23 protein-coding genes are annotated in these 20,631 nt (G+C 59.4%); 16 read left to right on the plus strand and 7 right to left on the minus strand.

Annotated features, from left to right (window positions below; genetic code table 11):
* The first annotated feature begins 65 nt into the window (after positions 1-65).
* Positions 66-587, plus strand: a complete 522-nt coding sequence (gloA, locus tag DKY63_RS05435) for a lactoylglutathione lyase (protein WP_110963157.1) — start codon at positions 66-68, stop codon at positions 585-587.
* A 163-nt stretch (positions 588-750) separates the two neighbouring features.
* Here gloA and ahpF read toward each other — a convergent pair whose 3' ends face one another.
* The 3 genes from ahpF to DKY63_RS05450 all read right to left on the minus strand — a co-directional run bounded on the left by ahpF (position 751) and on the right by DKY63_RS05450 (position 4,186).
* A complete protein-coding gene (gene ahpF / locus DKY63_RS05440; RefSeq protein WP_110963158.1) occupies positions 751-2,316 on the minus strand; it encodes an alkyl hydroperoxide reductase subunit F in 1,566 nt (521 codons plus the stop codon).
* 130 nt (positions 2,317-2,446) lie between these two features.
* Positions 2,447-3,010: an alkyl hydroperoxide reductase subunit C gene (ahpC, locus tag DKY63_RS05445; protein ID WP_007975937.1), complete on the minus strand. Its 564-nt coding sequence runs from the start codon at positions 3,008-3,010 to the stop codon at positions 2,447-2,449.
* Between the two features lie 243 nt (positions 3,011-3,253).
* Positions 3,254-4,186 (minus strand): site-specific integrase, encoded by a 933-nt coding sequence (locus DKY63_RS05450; RefSeq protein WP_110963159.1) that lies wholly within the window; start codon positions 4,184-4,186, stop codon positions 3,254-3,256.
* Between the two features lie 178 nt (positions 4,187-4,364).
* Here DKY63_RS05450 and DKY63_RS05455 point away from each other — a divergent pair, with 178 nt between their 5' ends.
* The gene (locus DKY63_RS05455) at positions 4,365-5,360 is read left to right on the plus strand and encodes a DNA-binding protein (protein WP_110963160.1); all 996 of its coding nucleotides are present in this window, start codon (positions 4,365-4,367) and stop codon (positions 5,358-5,360) included.
* A 108-nt stretch (positions 5,361-5,468) separates the two neighbouring features.
* Here DKY63_RS05455 and gorA read toward each other — a convergent pair whose 3' ends face one another.
* Both gorA and galU read right to left on the minus strand, forming a co-directional pair.
* Positions 5,469-6,827, minus strand: coding sequence for a glutathione-disulfide reductase (gene gorA / locus DKY63_RS05460; RefSeq protein ID WP_110963161.1), 1,359 nt, complete (start codon positions 6,825-6,827; stop codon positions 5,469-5,471).
* 132 nt (positions 6,828-6,959) lie between these two features.
* Positions 6,960-7,799 carry a UTP--glucose-1-phosphate uridylyltransferase GalU gene (gene galU / locus DKY63_RS05465; protein ID WP_095194738.1) on the minus strand — a complete coding sequence of 280 codons (840 nt, stop codon included), beginning with the start codon at positions 7,797-7,799 and terminating at the stop codon, positions 6,960-6,962.
* A gap of 270 nt (positions 7,800-8,069) precedes the next feature.
* Between galU and DKY63_RS05470 the strand changes: the two genes are divergently transcribed.
* Together DKY63_RS05470 and DKY63_RS05475 are read left to right on the plus strand one after the other, a co-directional pair.
* Positions 8,070-8,258 carry a hypothetical protein gene (locus tag DKY63_RS05470; RefSeq protein WP_110963162.1) on the plus strand — a complete coding sequence of 63 codons (189 nt, stop codon included), beginning with the start codon at positions 8,070-8,072 and terminating at the stop codon, positions 8,256-8,258.
* A 135-nt stretch (positions 8,259-8,393) separates the two neighbouring features.
* Positions 8,394-8,675 (plus strand): hypothetical protein, encoded by a 282-nt coding sequence (locus DKY63_RS05475; RefSeq protein WP_110963163.1) that lies wholly within the window; start codon positions 8,394-8,396, stop codon positions 8,673-8,675.
* 11 nt (positions 8,676-8,686) lie between these two features.
* Here DKY63_RS05475 and DKY63_RS05480 read toward each other — a convergent pair whose 3' ends face one another.
* Complete coding sequence (locus DKY63_RS05480; protein WP_110963164.1) at positions 8,687-8,917, minus strand: hypothetical protein; 231 nt, start codon at positions 8,915-8,917, stop codon at positions 8,687-8,689.
* Positions 8,918-8,990: 73 nt separating this feature from the next.
* On the minus strand, positions 8,991-9,347 hold the full coding sequence (locus DKY63_RS05485; RefSeq protein WP_110963165.1) for a hypothetical protein: 357 nt from the start codon (positions 9,345-9,347) through the stop codon (positions 8,991-8,993).
* 201 nt (positions 9,348-9,548) lie between these two features.
* Here DKY63_RS05485 and DKY63_RS05490 point away from each other — a divergent pair, with 201 nt between their 5' ends.
* From DKY63_RS05490 to DKY63_RS05540, 12 genes are all read left to right on the plus strand, one after another.
* Positions 9,549-9,851 (plus strand): DUF1883 domain-containing protein, encoded by a 303-nt coding sequence (locus tag DKY63_RS05490; protein WP_039768744.1) that lies wholly within the window; start codon positions 9,549-9,551, stop codon positions 9,849-9,851.
* Between the two features lie 48 nt (positions 9,852-9,899).
* Positions 9,900-10,070 (plus strand): hypothetical protein, encoded by a 171-nt coding sequence (locus tag DKY63_RS32345; protein WP_204354383.1) that lies wholly within the window; start codon positions 9,900-9,902, stop codon positions 10,068-10,070.
* 83 nt (positions 10,071-10,153) lie between these two features.
* On the plus strand, positions 10,154-10,858 hold the full coding sequence (locus DKY63_RS05495) for a 2OG-Fe(II) oxygenase (protein WP_110963166.1): 705 nt from the start codon (positions 10,154-10,156) through the stop codon (positions 10,856-10,858).
* Between the two features lie 2 nt (positions 10,859-10,860).
* Positions 10,861-11,529: a DNA oxidative demethylase AlkB gene (gene alkB / locus DKY63_RS05500; RefSeq protein WP_110967851.1), complete on the plus strand. Its 669-nt coding sequence runs from the start codon at positions 10,861-10,863 to the stop codon at positions 11,527-11,529.
* A gap of 72 nt (positions 11,530-11,601) precedes the next feature.
* Positions 11,602-12,669 carry a bifunctional DNA-binding transcriptional regulator/O6-methylguanine-DNA methyltransferase Ada gene (gene ada / locus DKY63_RS05505; RefSeq protein ID WP_110963167.1) on the plus strand — a complete coding sequence of 356 codons (1,068 nt, stop codon included), beginning with the start codon at positions 11,602-11,604 and terminating at the stop codon, positions 12,667-12,669.
* 177 nt (positions 12,670-12,846) lie between these two features.
* Positions 12,847-15,276 carry an autotransporter gene (locus DKY63_RS05510; RefSeq protein ID WP_110963168.1) on the plus strand — a complete coding sequence of 810 codons (2,430 nt, stop codon included), beginning with the start codon at positions 12,847-12,849 and terminating at the stop codon, positions 15,274-15,276.
* Between the two features lie 104 nt (positions 15,277-15,380).
* On the plus strand, positions 15,381-16,445 hold the full coding sequence (locus DKY63_RS05515; RefSeq protein WP_110963169.1) for an NAD(P)H-dependent flavin oxidoreductase: 1,065 nt from the start codon (positions 15,381-15,383) through the stop codon (positions 16,443-16,445).
* Between the two features lie 149 nt (positions 16,446-16,594).
* A complete protein-coding gene (gene modA, locus DKY63_RS05520; RefSeq protein WP_110963170.1) occupies positions 16,595-17,362 on the plus strand; it encodes a molybdate ABC transporter substrate-binding protein in 768 nt (255 codons plus the stop codon).
* Complete coding sequence (modB, locus tag DKY63_RS05525) at positions 17,363-18,043, plus strand: molybdate ABC transporter permease subunit (protein WP_110963171.1); 681 nt, start codon at positions 17,363-17,365, stop codon at positions 18,041-18,043. It abuts the gene before it with no gap.
* 3 nt (positions 18,044-18,046) lie between these two features.
* Positions 18,047-19,126, plus strand: coding sequence for a molybdenum ABC transporter ATP-binding protein (gene modC / locus DKY63_RS05530; protein ID WP_110963172.1), 1,080 nt, complete (start codon positions 18,047-18,049; stop codon positions 19,124-19,126).
* 75 nt (positions 19,127-19,201) lie between these two features.
* On the plus strand, positions 19,202-20,221 hold the full coding sequence (locus tag DKY63_RS05535) for a DNA topoisomerase IB (protein WP_110963173.1): 1,020 nt from the start codon (positions 19,202-19,204) through the stop codon (positions 20,219-20,221).
* A 72-nt stretch (positions 20,222-20,293) separates the two neighbouring features.
* A complete protein-coding gene (locus DKY63_RS05540) occupies positions 20,294-20,515 on the plus strand; it encodes a hypothetical protein (RefSeq protein WP_110963174.1) in 222 nt (73 codons plus the stop codon).
* Positions 20,516-20,631 lie beyond the last annotated feature (116 nt).

Below are 20,631 nucleotides of genomic sequence, written 5' to 3' on the forward strand. Positions count from 1 at the left end.
TGATGTCCCACGCCTTGCGTATCATTGTCGCCATTCAATCGCCCCGCTTATTTTCCGGAGGGCCCATGAGCCTGCACGAACTGAACACCTTCCCCGGCGTCACCGCACAGCCTGACAACGCCACCCAGAAATTCGTCTTCAACCACACCATGCTGCGGGTCAAGGACATCACCAAATCCCTGGATTTCTACACACGCATCCTTGGTTTTACCCTGGTGGAAAAACGCGATTTCCCGGAAGCCGAATTCAGCCTGTACTTCCTGGCACTGGTCGACAAGACCCAGATCCCGGCTGACGCTGCTGCCCGCACCGAATGGATGAAATCGATCCCCGGCATTCTCGAGCTGACCCATAACCACGGCACCGAGAACGACCCGGACTTCGCCTACCATAACGGCAACACCGACCCGCGCGGCTTTGGTCATATCTGCATTTCCGTGCCGGACGTCGTGGCTGCCTGCGAGCGCTTTGAAGCATTGGGCTGTGACTTCCAGAAACGCCTGAGCGACGGTCGCATGAAGAGCCTGGCGTTCATCAAGGACCCGGATGGCTACTGGGTCGAGATCATCCAGCCCGCACCGCTCTGAGACCTCATGTAGGAGCGAGCCTGCTCGCGATCGCGGTATATCAGCCACCACAGTAGTGAATGACACACCGCCATCGCGAGCAGGCTCGCTCCTACATTTTGGCCTGCACAAAACACAAAACCCCGTGATCGCTCACGGGGTTTTGTGTTTTCAGGTCTGGCGCTTATGCCGGGGCCGAAGTCCGAATCAGATGATCGAATGCGCTCAGGGAAGCCTTGGCGCCCTCGCCCACTGCGATCACGATCTGCTTGTACGGCACGGTGGTCACGTCACCGGCGGCGAACACGCCCGGCAGCGAAGTCTCGCCACGGGCATCGACGATGATCTCGCCACGGGGCGACAACTCGACAGTGCCCTTGAGCCAGTCGGTGTTGGGCAGCAAACCGATCTGCACGAAGATGCCTTCGAGGTTGATCGTCTTGAACTCGCCTGAATCGCGATCCTTGTAGACCAGGCCATTCACCTTCTCACCATCACCCTTCACTTCGCTGGTCAGTGCGCTGGTGATCACATCGACGTTGGGCAGGCTGAACAGTTTGCGTTGCAGCACCGCATCGGCGCGCAGCTTACTGTCGAATTCCAGCAGCGTGACGTGGCTGACGATACCCGCCAGGTCGATCGCCGCTTCAACCCCGGAGTTACCGCCGCCGATAACCGCAACCCGCTTGCCCTTGAACAACGGGCCGTCGCAGTGCGGGCAGAAACACACGCCTTTGGCCTTGTATTCCTGCTCGCCCGGCACGCCCATTTCGCGCCAGCGGGCGCCGGTGGCGAGAATCAATGCCTTGGTTTTCAGGCTGGCGCCGCTTTCGAAACGAACTTCGTGCAACTCTCCGGGGTTCTTCGCCGGGATCAACGAAGTGGCCCGTTGCAGATTCATGATGTCGACGTCGTATTGCTTGACGTGCTCTTCCAGCGCGCTGGCCAGTTTCGGCCCTTCGGTTTCCTGCACGGAGATGAAGTTCTCGATGGCCATGGTGTCGAGCACCTGCCCACCAAAACGCTCAGCCGCGACACCGGTGCGAATGCCTTTACGCGCAGCGTAGATCGCCGCCGAAGCACCGGCCGGGCCACCGCCCACCACCAGCACGTCAAACGCTTGCTTGGCGCTGATTTTCTCGGCCTGGCGCTCAGCGCCACTGGTGTCAATCTTGGCGAGGATTTCTTCCAGGCCCATGCGCCCCTGACCGAACACTTCGCCGTTGAGGTAGATACTTGGCACAGCCATGATCTTGCGCTCATCGACTTCGGCCTGGAACAGAGCGCCGTCGATGGCGACGTGGCGAATGTTCGGGTTGAGTACCGCCATCAGATTCAGCGCCTGGACCACGTCCGGGCAGTTCTGGCAGGACAGCGAGAAGTAGGTCTCGAAGCTGAACTCGCCTTTGAGCGAGCGGATCTGTTCGATCACTTCCGCACTGGCTTTCGAAGGGTGGCCGCCGACTTGCAGCAGGGCCAGCACCAGCGATGTGAACTCGTGCCCCATCGGGATGCCGGCGAAACGCAGGCTGATGTCCTGACCGGGTCGATTGATCGAGAACGATGGCTTGCGTGCGTCTTCACCGTTGTCGAGCAAAGTAATCTGGGTGGAAAGACTGGCAACGTCTTTCAACAGTTCGAGCAATTCCCGGGATTTCGCACCGTCGTCGAGAGAAGCAACGATCTCGATCGGTTGGGTGACCCGTTCCAGGTACGATTTCAACTGGGCTTTAAGATTGGCGTCCAACATACGGGCGATTTCCTTTAGTGAATTTCTTGCATAAAAAAACGCCCGAGCGAATCTCGCCCGGGCGTTTTTATTGGGCGGTGCAGCTTACTTAATCAGGTGCGGACTCCGCCCTGTGGAGCGTGTCACGGACTTAGATCTTGCCGACCAGGTCCAGGGACGGCGCCAGAGTGGCCTCGCCTTCTTTCCACTTGGCTGGGCAAACCTGGCCCGGGTGAGCAGCGACGTACTGGGCAGCCTTGATCTTGCGCAGCAGTTCGGAAGCGTCACGACCTACACCACCGTCGTTCAGCTCAACGATTTTGATCTGGCCTTCAGGGTTGATGACGAAGGTGCCACGGTCAGCCAGGCCAGCTTCTTCGATCAGCACGTCGAAGTTGCGGGAGATAGCGTGGGTCGGGTCGCCGATCATGGTGTACTGGATTTTGCCGATGGCTGGCGAGGTGTTGTGCCAGGCAGCGTGAGCGAAGTGAGTGTCGGTGGAGACGCTGTAGATCTCGACGCCCAGCTTCTGGAATGCGTCGTAGTTGTCGGCCAGGTCTTCCAGCTCGGTTGGGCAAACGAAGGTGAAGTCAGCTGGGTAGAAGAACACGACCGACCACTTGCCTTTCAGGTCAGCGTCCGAGACTTTTACGAAGTCGCCATTTTTGAATGCATCAGCTTTGAACGGTTTAACTTGGCTGTTGATGATAGGCATCGTTGACTCTCCGTCAGGGGTTAAGAAGTTGATGGAGAGAACTTTACCCACTCGACGGACGGTTGGCTCATTGGCAAACCTGATGCTGCTGATTGGCTTTCGCTATTAGCCAACAGTATTAATAGAAGAAAACGATCTCTACGCCCCCTGTAGGAGCGAGCCTGCTCGCGATGGTCGTCAACGATGACGCGGGGTTCCTGAAAGAACGCGGCGCCTTCAAATCCATCGCGAGCAGGCTCGCTCCTACAAAGGGTTCTCTGAAAGTCGGGGCATGCCCAGAAACGGGCTGGCCTCGATATAGCGCATGGCTGACTTCATATCCTTCCAGCCCACATAGCTCATTAGCGATTTCAAATCCCAGCCACTCTGATGAGCCCATGAAGCGAAACCACGGCGCAAGGAATGGCTGGTGTACAGCTCAGCTGCAATCCCTGCGCGTTCGAGCGCCTGACGCAACAACGGAATCACGCTGTTGGCGTGCAGGCCCTCTTCGCTTAGATGACCCCATCGATCTATGCCGCGAAAAACCGGTCCTCGCACAAGGGCGGCTTCACTGATCCAGTTGATGTAGGCCTGCACCGGACATAGTCGCTGCAACGCGGGGGTCTGGTACGTCTTGCCGAGGTTCTCGCGATCACTCTTGCTGCGTGGCAGGTACAAGGTGATGCCGGAACCGGCGGTGGCTTGAACATGTTCTATCTGCAAGCGACATAGCTCATCACTACGAAAGCCACGCCAGAAACCCAACAGGATCAGCGCCAGGTCGCGCCTTGCACGCAAGAGCATGGGTCGGTTGCTTTGCGCGATTGCGCTTTGTGCTTCCTGTTCCAGCCACGCGACCACTTGCTCCAGATGCTGAAGCTGTAGCGGCTCAGCCTGTTTCTCCTGGGTCGGATGCAACGCACGAATCCCCTTGAACACCTTGCGCACCACCGGCGCTTTCGTCGGATCGGCGAAGCCCTGGCTGTTGTGCCACTGCGCCAGCGCCGACAATCGCAGCTTCAAGGTATTGATCGACAGCACGCCCGCGTGGGCAACCAGATAGCGCGCCACGCTGTCGCCAGTGGCCGGCAGGAAACCTCCCCAGGTCACCTCGAAGTGCTCAATGGCCGCGCGATAGCTGCGACGGGTGTTGTCGCGCGTTGCGGCCTGCAGATAGCGATCCAGTTCGGTCATGGGCTCAAATCTCGAAAATGTACGGCTTTCACTGGCACTAAACCGGTTTTTGCTGTCTCACACGGGGTAATACCAGTATATCCCGTGTGAACTTATCACTGTATTTATCTTTCAATATTGAATGGTACAATGTGTATTTACGTAGTACGTACCACATGCAAAAAAGGCAGGAGAAACCATGGCCCGTGGCGGTGTAAATAAGGCAGTCGTTCAGGCTGCGCGTTTGGCAATCCTCGCCCGCGGTGAAAATCCGAGCATCGATGCCGTGCGCATCGAAATGGGCAATACCGGATCGAAAACCACGATTCATCGATATCTGAAGGAACTGGGCGAAGACTTCAAACCGGCGGAGACAGAGGTGGTCGAGCCCATCGATGCCGAGTTATTGGCACTGGTTTCACGCCTGGCGCAACGCTTGAAGGAACAGGCGCAAGAGCCTATTGATCAGGCGCGCGAGCAATTTGAGCTGCAACGCAAGGCGCTGGAAACGCAGCTTGAAGAAGCTCGGGAAGCCAACACCGAACTGCACCAGCAGTACGAGATTCAGAGCCTGGCGCTCGCCCAGGAGTCCGAAGCACTGCACGAAACCCGTGCCCTGCTGCAGGCCGAACAGACCCGCAACGCCGGACTGAATCAGGCATTGGCCGATTTTGATTTGCGCTTGCAGGACAAGGACGAGCAAATCCGCTCGCTGGAGGAGAAGCACCTGCACGCCCGCGACGCCCTGGAGCATTACCGCAACGCCGTCAAAGAGCAGCGCGAGCAGGAACACAGTCGCCACGAAAGCCAGGTGCAGCAGTTGCAGATGGAGTTGCGCCAGGCGCAGCAAAGCGCGCTGGTGCGTCAGGACGAAATCACCCAGCTACACCGCGACAACGAACGCCTGCTGACTGAAAACCGCGGCACGCTGCGGGAATTGGGCCTGATGCAAGAACAGCTCAAGCAGAGCAATACCCGTCAGGACCAGTTGCTTGAGCAGGTCACCCGGGTCGACGGCGAACGCACCCTCCTCCACGAACGCCTGCGCGTCGCCCTGCTGGAGAGTCAGTCGCTGAAACAGAATGTCGAGGAGCAGTCTCAGATCAATAAGGCGCTGGAAATCGATCTGAGCAAGGCTCAAGCGGACCTGGAAGACTGTAGGAGCGAGCATGCTCGCGATGATCGTCAACGATAGCGCGTCCCACCCGAAGGATCGCGGTGTCTTGACGTTCTTCGCGAGCAGGCTCGCTCCTACAGGAAAGGCAATGCACCTGGCGAACGCGCCAGGCGCATTCAAGGACGATTAACCGGCGACCGGCGTACGCATGGTGACAAACTCTTCGGCGGCCGTCGGGTGCACGCCGATGGTTTCGTCGAAGTGGCGCTTGGTGGCCCCCGCCTTCAAGGCAATAGCCAGGCCCTGGACGATCTCGCCAGCATCTGGTCCGACCATGTGGCAACCCAGCACCTTGTCGGTCTTGGCATCCACCACCAGCTTCATCAGCGTGCGTTCCTGGCATTCGGTCAGGGTCAGCTTCATTGGCCGGAAACGGCTTTCGTAGATCACCACCTCGTGTCCGGCATCGCGCGCTTCTTCTTCGGTCAAGCCGACGGTGCCGATGTTCGGCAAGCTGAACACCGCCGTCGGGATCATCTTGTAATCCACCGGACGGTATTGCTCAGGCTTGAACAGACGCCGCGCCACCGCCATACCTTCGGCCAGCGCCACCGGCGTCAGCTGAACGCGTCCGATCACATCACCCAGGGCGAGGATTGACGGCTCGGCGGTCTGGTATTGATCGTCGACTTCGATGAAACCCTTCTTGTCGAGTTTCACCCCGGTGTTTTCCAGCCCGAGATTGTCCAGCATCGGGCGCCGCCCAGTGGCGTAGAACACGCAGTCAGCTTCCAGTTGGCGGCCATCCTTGAGTGTCACTTTCAAGCTGCCATCCGCCAGTTTGTCGATGCGCTCGATGTCGGCGTTGAATTGCAGCTCCATGCCGCGCTTGGTCAGCTCTTCCTGCAAGTGCTTGCGCACCGAACCGTCGAAGCCACGCAGGAACAACTCACCGCGGTAGAGCAAGGTGGTCTGAGCGCCAAGGCCATGGAAAATCCCGGCGAATTCGACGGCGATGTAACCACCACCCACCACCAGCACGCGCTTGGGCAATTCCTTGAGGAAAAACGCCTGGTTGGAGCTGATCGCATGCTCATGCCCTGGAATCTCCGGGATCTGCGGCCAGCCGCCGGTAGCGATCAAAATGTTTTTTGCGGTGAAACGCTCGCCATTAACCTCAACGGTATGCGGGTCGACGATTTTGGCGTGAGCTTCATGCAGGGTCACACCGCTGTTGACCAGCAGATTGCGGTAAATGCCATTCAGACGATTGATCTCGCGGTCCTTGTTGGCGATCAGCGTCGCCCAGTCGAACTGCGCTTCATCCAGGCTCCAGCCGAAACCGGACGCCTGTTCGAAATCCTCGGCAAAATGCGCGCCGTAAACCAGCAGTTTCTTTGGCACACAACCGACGTTCACGCAGGTGCCGCCCAAGTAACGACTCTCGGCCACGGCCACTTTCGCGCCGAACCCAGCCGCAAACCGCGCCGCCCGCACACCGCCAGAACCGGCGCCAATTACATAAAGGTCAAAATCGTAGGCCATTGTCTATCTCCTCGGCAGGCAACCAGCATACCCGCAGCCATCATCAGGGCAAGGGTTGCCAGCAATATGGGCGCGGAAAAAGAAAAAGCCACCCGAAGGTGGCTTTCTCAGTACAAGCAGGTGAGCGCGCTATCAGTACGCCTTGCCCGTCTTGTAGAAGTTCTCGAAGCAGAAGTTGGTCGCGTCGATGTAGCCTTCGGCGCCGCCGCAGTCGAAACGCTTGCCCTTGAACTTGTAGGCCATGACGCAGCCGTTCTGGGCCTGCTTCATCAGGGCGTCGGTGATCTGGATTTCACCGCCCTTGCCTGGCTCGGTCTGTTCGATCAGATCGAAGATGTCCGGAGTCAGGATGTAGCGACCGATGATGGCCAGGTTAGACGGCGCATCTTCAGGTTTTGGCTTCTCGACCATGCTGTGCACGCGGTAGATGTCGTCACGGATCATCTCGCCGGCGATCACGCCGTATTTGTTGGTCTCTTGCGGGTCGACTTCCTGGATGGCCACGATCGAGCAGCGGAACTGCTTGTACAGCTTGACCATCTGGGTCAGTACGCCGTCGCCTTCGAGGTTGACGCACAGGTCGTCCGCCAGTACCACGGCGAACGGCTCGTCGCCAATCAGCGGACGGCCGGTCAGGATCGCGTGGCCCAAGCCTTTCATTTCGGTCTGGCGGGTGTAGGAGAACGAGCAGTTGTCGAGCAGCTTGCGGATGCCGACCAGGTATTTTTCCTTGTCGGTGCCCTTGATCTGGTTTTCCAGCTCGTAGCTGATGTCGAAATGGTCTTCCAGGGCGCGCTTACCGCGACCGGTGACGATGGAGATTTCGTTCAAGCCAGCGTCCAGTGCTTCTTCGACGCCGTACTGGATCAGTGGCTTGTTTACCACCGGCAGCATTTCCTTGGGCATGGCTTTAGTCGCTGGCAGGAAGCGAGTACCGTAACCGGCTGCTGGGAACAAGCATTTCTTGATCATATAAGTCCTTGAAAGGGCTGTGTGTACGAGTTTCGGCGCAGTCTAATCAGGCGGCGTGCACCTTACAATGCCCCGCGCTGGCTAACCGATGCCATCATAGGAGAAATATTCTTGCCGATAGTTCCGCATGGAGCGTTTTCGGCCGACAGCAGCCTGTTAGTGATAGCAGAGACCGGCACATTTGCACGCTTGTCAACTGAAACCTCCCTCCTCCCTTGCCGGCATTTGGCGCTATGATGGCGCGATTGAACCAGCCAACGAGGCAGATAGATGTCGGCAGCAAAGATTGTCAACGGGTACCTGATCAACAAGACGAACGACGGCCAATGGTCGATCGACAGCGCGGCGGGCGAGAAGATCGCCGGGCCATTTCCCACCGAAGCCATGGCCGTTGAAGTGGCGACCGTTCTGGAGCTTGAGCACCCCGAGCCGAAGAAGCGCGGCAAGGAAAAGAACTGATCGACATCAGTGCGCACACAGCCCTGCCATTACAGGGCTTTTTTGTGAATGCTCAACAGAAGTGGCCTTTGGCTATAACCTTTTGCATTCGCCGCTGTCACAGGCTATGCCCACCACTTTGACGACGACAACGACATGACCAAATTCTTGCCACTGATCGCAGTACTGGCTCTGGGTGGCTGCGCCACTTCCGAAACCACCTATTTGAACAACGGGGAACAGGGCCTGGCCATCGATTGCTCCGGGGAAGCCAACTCGTGGGCGAGCTGCTATGAAAAAGCGGACGCCTCGTGTGCTGGCACCGGCTACCGCATCGTCGGCACCGATGGCACTCCGAAGCCTGAAGAAAGCGACAAGACCCTGGGCGTTGATGTTGGCAACTACAAAAACCGCAGCGTGGTGGTGGTCTGCAAGTAAGGCGCCGTGCTCTACAGATGGATTTCGGCGAACTTGATCCCCAGGCCGCGTAACGTCTCGATCAGATCGTCGAGGCGCGCGAAGGATTCGACTTCATCGCTGTCATCCACCAGAAAATAGCTGCGTCCGGCGCTTTTCTTGAAAAAAACGATCCACTCTCCAAGATTCGCCGGATTTTGAATGACGTGGGTGGCGCAGATAAGACCCTCTGCGTATCGCTCCCGTACCTGCTCGCGCTTCATGCCTGACTCCAGAAAATGAAAATGCCGCCAAAGCCTGGCCCTGGCGGCATTTTTATTGAATTTTCATAGTCTATCAGCCAGAAATGCACGCGTTCGCGGCATTTTGCACATCCTTTGGCCGCACCGGCACGTTGGACATGCTCTCGTGGAGCTTGATACTGCTGCCACCGGAGCGCTCTTCAATATCAAATACCGCCGTCGGCCCCGATGACAGTTTCTGCGGCACGATCACCCGCACGCCGTCCTTATGTGGCTCGATTTGCAAGGCTCCGCGACTGCTGGCGAGTTTTTCGCTCAGGCATTGCGCATACTCATGGGGTTTCTTGCCGGAGATCACGTTCATGGTGGGCAGCGTCTGATTGATTTCCGACACACTTGCGCAACCACCCAATGCCAGCACCCATGGCAGGCCCCACACACACCACTTCATATCAAACCTCCGATAAAGACCGTCCGACCGCACAAACACGATTTTTCTCCGAGGCCAACCGCATTTATTGTTCAGCCTACGCCCGGGAACGTCCTTAAATTGTCAAAGCGACCTCAGGCAGCGCGATATTTACGTCTGCAGGCTGATAAACTGCGCCCATCGTTTTGATTTTGTAGAAAAAGCCCTTCCGGAGGCGTCCACATGAAATTTATTCACCAGCGCGAGCACCTCAATGAAGACGACATCGTCGTCATCCAATGCTCGCAGACCTGCAACATCCGCTTGATGAACGACGCCAACTTCCGCAGCTTCAAGAATGGCGGCCGTCATACCTATCACGGCGGCGCATTCGACACCTTCCCTGCCCGCATCACCGCGCCGAGCACCGGTTTCTGGAACATCACCATCGACACCGTCAGCCGCCGGGCGATCAGCGTGACGCGCAAACCGACCCTGACCCACTCGATCAAAATCATCCGCCGCTCCAGCTCCAAACTCAGCTGAGTAACCCTTTGCGCTCCTCGACAGAGCGTCAGACAGACAGGTATGACCGTGGCCCAGACGACCAAGTACGTAATCAAATACAAGCTCAACGGCGAACGCCGCTTCGAATTCGCCCAGCTGGAAAACGGCACCGAAGAAGAAGCCAGGGCTGCGCTGGACGCCTTGCACGGCCAGGGCGAGGACGTCATCAGCGACATCAGCGTCAGCAAGGCGCTGTAAACAGGAGTTCGACCGCAAGCGCCGGAGTGTCCGCATCGTCGATGCATCCCAGACTGGTCACCTCAATCACGTGAGGTCCGGTAATGAGTGAGCAATACCTGAACAGGCTGAATTGGCCCTTGCTGGAACAACAGCTCGATCAGGATGGCTGTGCGGTCATCACGTCACTGTTGAGCCCCAAGGCTTGTGATGAAATCAGCGCCTTGTATGGCCAATCCGACCCCTTTCGTTCGCAAGTGATCATGGCCCGCCACGGCTTCGGCCGTGGCGAATACAAGTACTTTCGCTACCCCTTGCCGGCTCTGATCGCTCGCCTGCGCAGCGCGCTCTATCCGCGACTGGTGCCGATTGCCAACCGCTGGTACGAGCAGATGGGCTTGCCCGAGCGCTTTCCAGAAAGCCATGACGCCTTCCTCGAACGTTGCCATGCCGCCGGTCAGCAACGTCCCACTCCGTTATTGCTGCAGTACGGCCCTCAGGACTACAACTGCCTGCATCAGGACCTGTACGGCGAGCACGTTTTCCCACTGCAAGTGGCGATACTGCTGTCAGAACCGGGGGAAGACTTTACCGGTGGCGAGTTTGTCCTGACCGAACAGCGACCGCGCATGCAGTCACGCCCACAGGTCATCGGCCTGAAGAAAGGCGACGGCTTGATCTTCGCGGTCAATCAACGCCCGGTCAAAGGCACGCGAGGCTATTACCGGGTTACCCTGCGCCATGGCGTCAGCCGCCTGCACAGTGGAAAACGGCATACCCTGGGCATTATCTTTCACGATGCGTCATGACCATGAACCCGACGAACTTTGACTTGTTTGCCGATACCGAGCTGGAGCAACAGCCGCGCCGCGAGCAGATCGGCGAACAGTCCTTCGTATTGCGAGGCTTTGCCCTACCTTGGCTGGAGCGTTTGCTGCCCGCACTGGAGGCGGTGCTGGCTGCCGCGCCGTTTCGGCAAATGATCACCCCGGGCGGTTTCACCATGTCAGTTGCCTTGAGCAGCTGCGGAACCTGGGGCTGGACCACCGATCGCAGTGGGTATCGCTACACCCGCGACGATCCGCAAACAGGCCGACCCTGGCCATCGATGCCCGAGGTGTTTTTCCAGTTGGCGCAGGCGGCGGCACGGGAGGCCGGATTCGCAGGTTTCGAGCCAGATTCCTGCCTGATCAACCGCTATGTCCCCGGCGCAAAAATGTCATTGCATCAGGACAAAGACGAAAAGTCCTACGCAGCGCCTATCGTTTCGGTGTCGCTGGGTTTGCCGGCCATGTTCCTGTTCGGCGGGTTCGTGCGCAGTGCCAAATCTCAACGGGTGCCCTTGCTCCATGGCGACATCGTGGTCTGGGGCGGCGTGGATCGCTTGCGCTATCACGGCGTCCTGCCGATCAAGGATGGCCGACACTCGATCTTCGGCGAGCAGCGGATCAACTTCACGTTTAGACGCGCCGGAGTTTGACCGCAAGCACCGGAGTGCAGGGGTATTGGCAGGTCATTAATCTGTGGGAAACGGGTCAACGGGAACAAAGCCATGACAAGCCAAACCACAAAGATCAGCACCGAAAACGATCCACGCTGGGCCGCCGTTGTCGCCCGCGATCCACAGGCGGACGGACAGTTCGTTTATGCGGTGAAAACCACCGGGATCTACTGCAACCCCAGCAGCCTGGCGCGCTTGCCGAAACCGCAGAATGTCGAGTTCTTTGAAACCGCCGAGCAGGCGCAGGCGGCGGGTTATCGCCCGAGCAAACGCGCGGCAAAGGATCAGAGTGACCTGGCCGCTCAACATGCCGCGACCGTGGCTGCCGCCTGCCGTCAGATCGAAACGGCCGAAGAGCTCCCGGCACTGAACGAACTGGCGCGGGATGCAGGGCTGAGCAGCTTTCATTTTCATCGTGTGTTCAAGGCCGTGACCGGCCTGACGCCCCGGGGATACGCCGCCGCCCATCGTTCACGCCGAATCCGGGAGCGGCTGACGGATGGCACCTCGATCACCGACGCCCTGTACGACGCCGGTTTCAACTCCAACAGCCGCTTTTATGAGGCGGCGGATCAGGTACTGGGCATGAAGCCCGCCGACTACCGTGCTGCCGGCCAGAACAATGACATTCGATTTGCCGTTGGCCAGTGCTCCCTCGGGGCGATTCTGGTGGCGCAAAGCGAACGTGGTGTTTGCGCCATCCTGCTGGGCGATGATCCGCAGCAACTGGTCCATGACCTGCAGGACAAATTCCGTCGGGCCAATCTGATCGGTGCTGACCGGAACTTCGAACAGCTGATTGCCAGGGTCGTGGGTTTTATCGAAGCACCGGCCCTGGGCCTGGATTTGCCACTGGATGTGCGCGGCACGGCGTTTCAGGAACGGGTATGGCAAGCCTTGCGCGAGATACCCGTGGGCAGTACCGCCAGCTACGCCGATATCGCCCAGCGAATCGGCGCGCCAAAAGCCGTTCGCGCGGTGGCGCAAGCCTGCGGCGCGAACAGCCTGGCGGTAGCTATCCCCTGCCATCGCGTGGTGCGCAGCGATGGCAATCTGTCGGGGTATCGTTGGGGTGTGGAACGCAAACGGCAGTTGCTTGATCGGGAAAGCTCTACCTGACACTTCATTGCTGTAGGAGCGAGCCTGCTCGCGATGGACTCGAAAGCGCAGTGGGGTGTCAGGTACCCAGCGTCATCGTTAACCTCCATCGCGAGCAGGCTCGCTCCTACAGGGACGGCTATGCTTTTTTCGCGGTCGTAGAAAACCGCGAAAACGGCCCTGTCGATGGAGTTGACCATGTCTTTGCTACGCTCGTTTGCCGCGGTGCTGATGTTTTGTCTGATAAGCCTTGCCAACGTCCATGCCGCGCCCACGCCAACCCCGCCCCCTGATGCGCCAAGCTGGCCTCAGGTGCAGACCAACGGCGACGACAAGCTGACGATCTATCAGCCGCAGCTCGACAGCTGGGACGGTTTCACCTTGCAGGCACGGGCCGCTGTCGAGGTCACGGACAAGGATGGCAAATCCACTTTTGGCATCGTCCAATTCAGTGCCCATACCCTCGTGGACAAGGCCACCCGCTGGGTCGAACTGGATCAGTACACCCTTACCAAAGTCGATTTTCCCTCCAGCGCGGCCAACCTCGACGACTGGATGCAGTTGCTGAAAAACGATGCATTGAACCGCAAGAAAACCATTTCCCTCGATCAACTCGAAGCCGCGCTCGGCACGGTCGCCGCCGAACAGAAAGCCAGCGGCGAGCCCCTGGACAACACTCCACCGACCATCATCAGCTCCGAGGTCCCGGCCATTCTGGTGTACATCGACGGTGAGCCGACGTATCGCCCCGTCGAAGGCACGGCGCTGCAACGGGTGATCAACACCCGTCCGCTGATGCTCAAAGATGCTCAGGGCAAGCATTACCTGCATGTGTTTGATGGCTGGATGGCGGCAGATGCGGTGAGCGGCCCGTATGCCCCGTTATCCTCTCCCTCGGCCGACCTGGAAAAAGCCAAGCGTGCAGCGATCCAGGGCCGGCAGGTGGACCTGCTGACGGGCCAGAGCGATCCGAAGGACAAGGTTCCGAGCCTGAGCAAACCGCCTGTGCCACAGATTCATGTCGCCACGACACCCACGGAATTGATCGTCACCGACGGCGCCGCGCAATGGCAGCCGATCCAGGGCACGCAACTGCTGTATGTGACGAACACCACCGGGCATATTTTCAAGGAGATCGGTGACCAGAACAGTTATGTGCTGATCTCCGGTCGCTGGTTCCGCGCCAGTGACATGCAAGGCCCGTGGACGTTCGTGCCGGCGGATAAATTGCCGGCGGACTTTGCCAACATTCCCGACGACAGCGCCAAGGAAAACGTCAAGGCCTCGGTGGCCGGTACACCTCAGGCGAAGGAAGCGGCGATCGCTGCCAGCATTCCGCAGACCTCTGCCGTCAAGAAAAGCCAGCTGAAAATGACTGCGCCGCAATTCGACGGCCAGCCGCAGCTCAATGGCATCAAGGGCACGCCGTTGCAGTACGTGGTGAACAGCCCGACGCCCATCATCATGGTCGATGCCCAGAGCTGGTACGCGGTGGAGAACGGTGTCTGGTTCGTGGCCACTTCGGTGCAAGGCCCGTGGTCGGTCGCCAGCTCGGTGCCGGCAGTGATCTACTCGATCCCCCCCAGCTCACCCCTGCACTACCTCACTTACGTAAAAGTCTACTCAGCCAGCGGCGACACCGTGGTGGTCGGCTACACACCCGGCTATCAAGGCTCCACGCTGGATCCCGACACCGGCGTCGTGGTGTATGGCACCGGCTATCCCTATACACCGTGGATCGGCAGCGTCTGGTATGGCCCGCCGGTGACCTATGGTTTCGGCGTGGCAATGCGCTACACGCCATGGACCGGCTGGGCGTTCGGCTACGGTTTCGGCTGGAGCTGGGGTGGCAGCACGGTCGCCGTGGGTTGGGGCTGGGGCGCCTATCCCTGGTGGGGCAATTACGGCTGGGGTTACGCGTGGGGGCCGCATTTGTACCCCGCGCCCATGCCGTGGGGCGGCGTCGCCTACGGCTATCACGGCGGTGCGGTGGCCTGGGGACCTGGGGGCTGGGCCGGCACCACCGGCAATATCTACCGCCAGTGGGGTAATAACGCCTCGGTGAGTCGCTACAGTGGCGGGTACAACGCCTGGACCGGCAATCGCTGGGCCGGTCAGGTCGGTGCGTCCTACAACTCGCGCACCGGCATTGCCGCAGCCGGCCAGAGGGGCGCCGTGCAAAACGTCTACACCGGCAACTACGCGGCCGGGCGCGAAGGTGTTGCCACAGGTCCCAATGGCGGGGCCATCGCTGGTCAGCACGTGACGGCCGGCAACGTCTACACCGGCAATCAGATCAATGCCAACCGGGGCGTTGTCTACAACCCCAACACCGGCAACACCACCGACTACCGCAGCGTTCGCGGAAACAACAGTGGCGCCGCACAAATAGGCAACAACGTTTACGCGGGCCACGATGGCAATGTTTACAAGAAGACGGATGACGGCTGGCAATCGATGGTCGGTGGCACCAATCGACTCAATTCGACGAATACTACTCAGGTCCAGAATCTCAACCGCGACTACGAGGCGCGCTCGTTCGGCAACAACCGAATGAACAATTTTCAAAACTCATCCCAGTTCATGAATCACTCCTTTGGCGGAGGCGGCGGATTTCATCGACGCTGACAGGCGTGTCCAACGCTTGAATACATCTGGCTCCGGCCCGGCCATGCTGTTACAAATCCGGGTCTGGCGCCCCTGCCCGGTTTCCCAGTCGGAGAATACTCAACATGAGCCAATGGCCAGACACCCGCATTCTTGACTTGCTCGGCATAGAGTTACCCATCATCCAGGGCCCCATGGCTGGCGCCACTCACTCATCGATGGTTATCGCCGCCAGCAACGCCGGCGGCCTGGGTTCGATGCCGGCCGCCATGCTCAGCATCGACCAGTTGCGCGAAGAGCTGACGACCATTCGCCAACACAGTCAGCGCCCGCTCAACGTTAATTTTTTCTGCCACCAGCCACCGCCTGTTGATGAGCAACGCGCACGGGAGTGGAAAAATCTGCTGGAGCCCTATTACCGGGAACTGGGCGTCGACTTCGAGGCGCCGACCCCCGTGTCCAATCGCGCGCCATTCGATGAAGTGGGTTGCGAAGTGATCGAGGCCTTTCGCCCCGAAGTCGTGAGTTTCCACTTTGGCCTGCCGGAAAAATCACTGCTGGACCGGGTGAAGGCGACCGGCGCAAAAATTCTGTCTTCGGCGACCACAGTCGAAGAAGCCATCTGGCTCGAGCAACATGGCTGCGATGCAATCATCGCCATGGGGTACGAAGCGGGCGGACACCGAGGGATGTTTCTCAGCGATGACCTGAGCAGCCAGATCGGCACCTTCGCGCTGGTGCCACAGGTGGTCGATGCGGTGAAAGTACCGGTGATTGCCGCCGGCGGCATCGCCGACGGGCGCGGCGTTGCGGCCGCATTCATGCTGGGGGCTTCGGCGGTTCAGGTGGGAACGGCTTATCTGTTCACCCCGGAAGCCAAGGTCAGCGCCTCGCATCACAGGGCATTGCGAACGGCTCAGGCCAGCGAGACCGCCGTGACCAATCTGTTCACCGGTCGTCCGGCGCGAGGAATACTCAATCGGGTCATGCGCGAACTGGGGCCGACCAACGACAAGGCGCCGGCCTTCCCCTTGGCGGGTGGTGCGCTGCTGCCACTACGCGCCAAGGATGAAGCGGATTTCAGCAATTTGTGGGCTGGGCAGGCGTTTACTTTGGGGGCCGAAATAACGAGTGCCGAATTGACCCGGCGTTTGGCTGAAGAAGGGTTGGCAAGGTTGACTCGCCGCTAACCCATTTGTTGCTTGCTCGCGATGGTCGTCAACGTTCATCGCGAGCATGGTCGTTGTTACAGGCATTTCCGTTTGCAGGCATTTGGCTATATATTCGGCTATATAACGAATCACCCCCTCGTAACACCTGCTTATAACGGAGCCGTTTCATGACCATTCGTGCCTCACGTTTTGCCCCTACCTGCCTGGCAACCCTTCTCTCTGTATTGGCCTTCGGTTCTGCACAGGCCGACGAAGTCCAGGTGGCTGTCGCCGCCAACTTCACCGCCCCGATCCAGGCGATCGCCGCCGATTTCGAAAAAGACACCGGTCACAAACTGGTGACCTCGTTCGGTGCAACCGGTCAGTTCTACACCCAGATCAAGAACGGTGCGCCATTTGAAGTGTTCCTTTCGGCGGACGACACCACGCCGGAAAAACTGGAAAAAGAGGGCGATACCGTCAAGGGCTCGCGCTTCACCTACGCCGTCGGCACTCTGGCGCTGTGGTCGGCCAAGGAAGGTTACGTCGATGCCAAGGGTAAAGTGCTGACCGACAGCCAGTATCAGCATCTGTCCATCGCCAACCCGAAGGCCGCGCCTTATGGCCTGGCGGCGACCCAGGTGCTGGCGAAGCTGGGGCTGACCGACAAGGTCAAGGACAAGATCGTTGAAGGCCAGAACATCACCCAGGCCTATCAGTTCGTGTCCACCGGCAATGCCGAACTGGGCTTCGTCGCCCTGTCGCAGATCTACAAGGACGGCAAAGTCACCGGTGGTTCGGCATGGATCGTTCCAGCCGATATGCACGACCCTATCAAACAGGATGCGGTGATCCTCAACAAGGGCAAGGACAACCCGGCGGCCAAGGCGCTGGTTGACTACCTCAAAGGCCCGAAAGCCGCTGCTGTCATCAAATCCTACGGTTACCAACTCTAAATGACGCTGACGAGTGCCGATTTTTCCGCCATCTGGCTGACCCTGAAACTGGCGTCCCTGACGACCGTCATCCTGTTGGTAGTCGGCACTCCGCTGGCGTTATGGCTATCGCGCACCCGATCCTGGTTGCGTGGCCCGGTCGGGGCAATCGTTGCCCTGCCCCTGGTGTTGCCACCGACGGTGATCGGGTTCTACCTGCTACTGGCCCTCGGCCCCCACGGGTTCGTCGGCCAGTTCACTCAATCACTGGGGCTCGGCACCCTGACATTCAGTTTTGCAGGGCTGGTGATCGGCTCGGTGTTGTACTCGATGCCTTTCGTGGTCCAGCCATTGCAAAACGCCTTTTCCGCCATCGGCACCCGCCCGCTGGAAGTGGCCGCCACTTTGCGCGCCAACCCTTGGGACACCTTCTTCAGCGTGACCCTGCCGCTGGCTCGCCCCGGCTTCATCACTGCCGCCATCCTCGGCTTCGCCCACACCGTGGGTGAATTCGGCGTGGTGCTGATGATCGGCGGCAACATTCCCGACAAGACCCGAGTGGTCTCGGTGCAGATCTTCGATCACGTCGAAGCCATGGAATACGCCCAGGCTCATTGGCTGGCGGGGGCGATGCTGGTGTTCTCCTTCGCGGTGTTGCTGGCGCTCTACTCCAGTCGCCAAACCAAAGCAGGCTGGAGCTGATCGATGATTCAAACTCGCTTGAAATTGAGTTATTCGGGGTTTGCCCTGGATGTCGACCTGCAGCTGCCGGGCCGTGGTGTCACCGCATTGTTCGGTCACTCCGGATCGGGCAAGACTACGATTCTGCGCTGCATTGCCGGACTGGAACGGGCTGAGCAGGGTTTCATTCAGGTCAATGACGAAGTGTGGCTGGACAGTGAGCGCAAGATTTTCGTTCCACCGCATAAACGCGCTCTGGGTTACGTGTTTCAGGAAGCCAGCCTGTTCCCGCATCTTTCGGTGCTGGCCAATCTGGAGTTCGGCCTCAAGCGGATTCCCAAATCCCAGCGCCACGTCGACATGGCCCACGCTACCGAATTGCTCGGCATCGGCCATCTGCTCGATCGCCATCCTCAGCATCTGTCAGGCGGTGAACGGCAGCGCATCGGCATCGCCCGTGCCCTGCTCACAAGCCCGAAACTGCTGCTGATGGATGAGCCGTTGGCGGCACTGGACTCGCGGCGCAAAAGCGAAATTCTGCCTTACTTGCAACGGCTGCACGACGAGCTGGACATTCCGGTGCTGTACGTCAGCCACTCCCAGGATGAAGTGGCGCGACTGGCCGACCATATCGTGCTGCTCAACGAAGGCAAGGCGCTGGCCAGCGGCCCCATCGGCCAGACCCTCGCCCGTCTCGACCTGCCGCTGGCGATGGGCGACGAAGCCGGCGTGGTGATCGAAGCTCGCGTCAGCCACTACGATGCCGACTACCAGTTGCTGACGGTGCAGCTGCCCGACTCCGATCTGCACATCCGCGTGGCACATACACCCATGTCGCCGGGTCAGGCGTTGCGCTGCAAGGTTCAGGCGCGGGATGTGAGCCTGAGCCTGCACAATGCCGAACACAGCAGCATCCTCAATCGACTGCCCGTCACCGTGGTCAGCGAAATGCCAGCCGATAACGCCGCCCATGTACTGGTGCGCCTGGACGCCGCGGGCACACCGCTATTGGCGCGCATTACCCGGTTCTCCCGCGACCAGTTGAACCTGCAGCCGGGCCAGAAACTCTGGGCGCAGATCAAGGCCGTGGCGGTTTTGGCGTAAGACACTTGGCACGACTTCCGGGGCCTGCGGTCAATGGCATTAACGGCCCCTGACTCCTCGCCAAGGACAATCGCCATGCCCGATGATCTGCCGCGCGATCTGCACTACGTCGATGACACGCTTCCGGGAATCACCCGCAAGAAACGGCGGGGCAAGTTCCACTACTTCGATCCGGCCGGCCAGCGCATCGCCGATCAAGAGGAAGTTCAACGCATCAACGCTCTGGCGGTGCCACCGGCCTACACCGATGTGTGGATCTGCGCCGACCCGCGCGGCCACCTGCAGGCCACCGGGCGAGACGCGCGCGGCCGCAAACAGTACCGCTATCATCCGCGTTGGCGTGAAGTACGCGATGGCGATAAATACTCGCGTCTGCGGGATTTCGGCCTGGCCCTGCCCAAATTGCGCAAGCAACTGGAAGCCCTGCTGGCGGCGCCGGGTTTCAGCCGTGACAAAGTCATGGCCACCGTAATCACCCTGCTGGATGCCACGCTGATTCGCGTCGGCAACGCGCAATACGCCCGGGACAACCGCTCCTACGGCCTGACCACCTTGCGTGACCGTCATGTCGAAATTAACGGCAGCGCCATCCTGTTCCAGTTTCGCGGCAAAAGCGGCATCGAACATCAAATCACTGTGCGGGACCGGCGCCTGGCGCGGATCGTCAAGCGCTGCCAGGAGATCCCCGGGCAAAACCTGTTTCAGTACCTTGATGAAGAGGGCTCGCGCCACACCGTGACCTCCGCCGACGTTAACGCCTACCTGAAAACCCTGACCGGCGCCGATTTCACCGCCAAGGACTATCGCACCTGGGCTGGCAGCGCCCTGGCCCTTTCGGTGTTGCGCGAGCTTGCGTGGCAACCGGAATCAGAAGCGAAACGGCATGTCGTCGAGATGGTCAAGAGCGTCGCCAGGCAACTGGGCAATACCCCGGCGGTTTGCCGTAAGTGCTACATCCACCCGGCCGTGCTCGAGGGTTTTCCGCTGGGCAGATTGGCCGAATTACCCCGGCCAAGGGTGCGCAAGGGCCTGCGCGCCGAGGAAGTTGCACTGGCCATGCTGCTTGAAAAACTGGCGTCTGAACCGACGAATTGAGCTGTCTATTTTTTGCACGATTACAAATGACTTCTATAGTTGATCTGTACATGAATCAGCTGCGGTGAAGCCATGGAAGACATTTTCGTCGTCAAGCGCTGCAACAAGATCATCATTCATGGCCGCCGGGCTGGCGAAACCGGCCACCCGCCTCCCGATGCCGCTGTCTGGTACCGCATCTACGATACCCGCACCAACGGTTTTTTCGGCGACGGCTTTGAACTTGAAGTCGACGCGCAGCGCGTCTGCCACCAGCTGAATGCCAGGTCACAAGTCACGGTCCGCCAAGGCTGAGGAGCCTTGACGCGCCTGCTACGGGTCTATACTGAGGGGAGCTGGAATTTCAGCACTTATCGGTAGCAAGCTCGCCCCAGGCGGGCTTTTTACTGCCCTGTCAGGTGTCTCAACGG

The sequence above is a fragment of the Pseudomonas putida genome, from assembly GCF_003228315.1.
Taxonomy (GTDB): Bacteria; Pseudomonadota; Gammaproteobacteria; order Pseudomonadales; family Pseudomonadaceae; genus Aquipseudomonas; species Aquipseudomonas putida_S.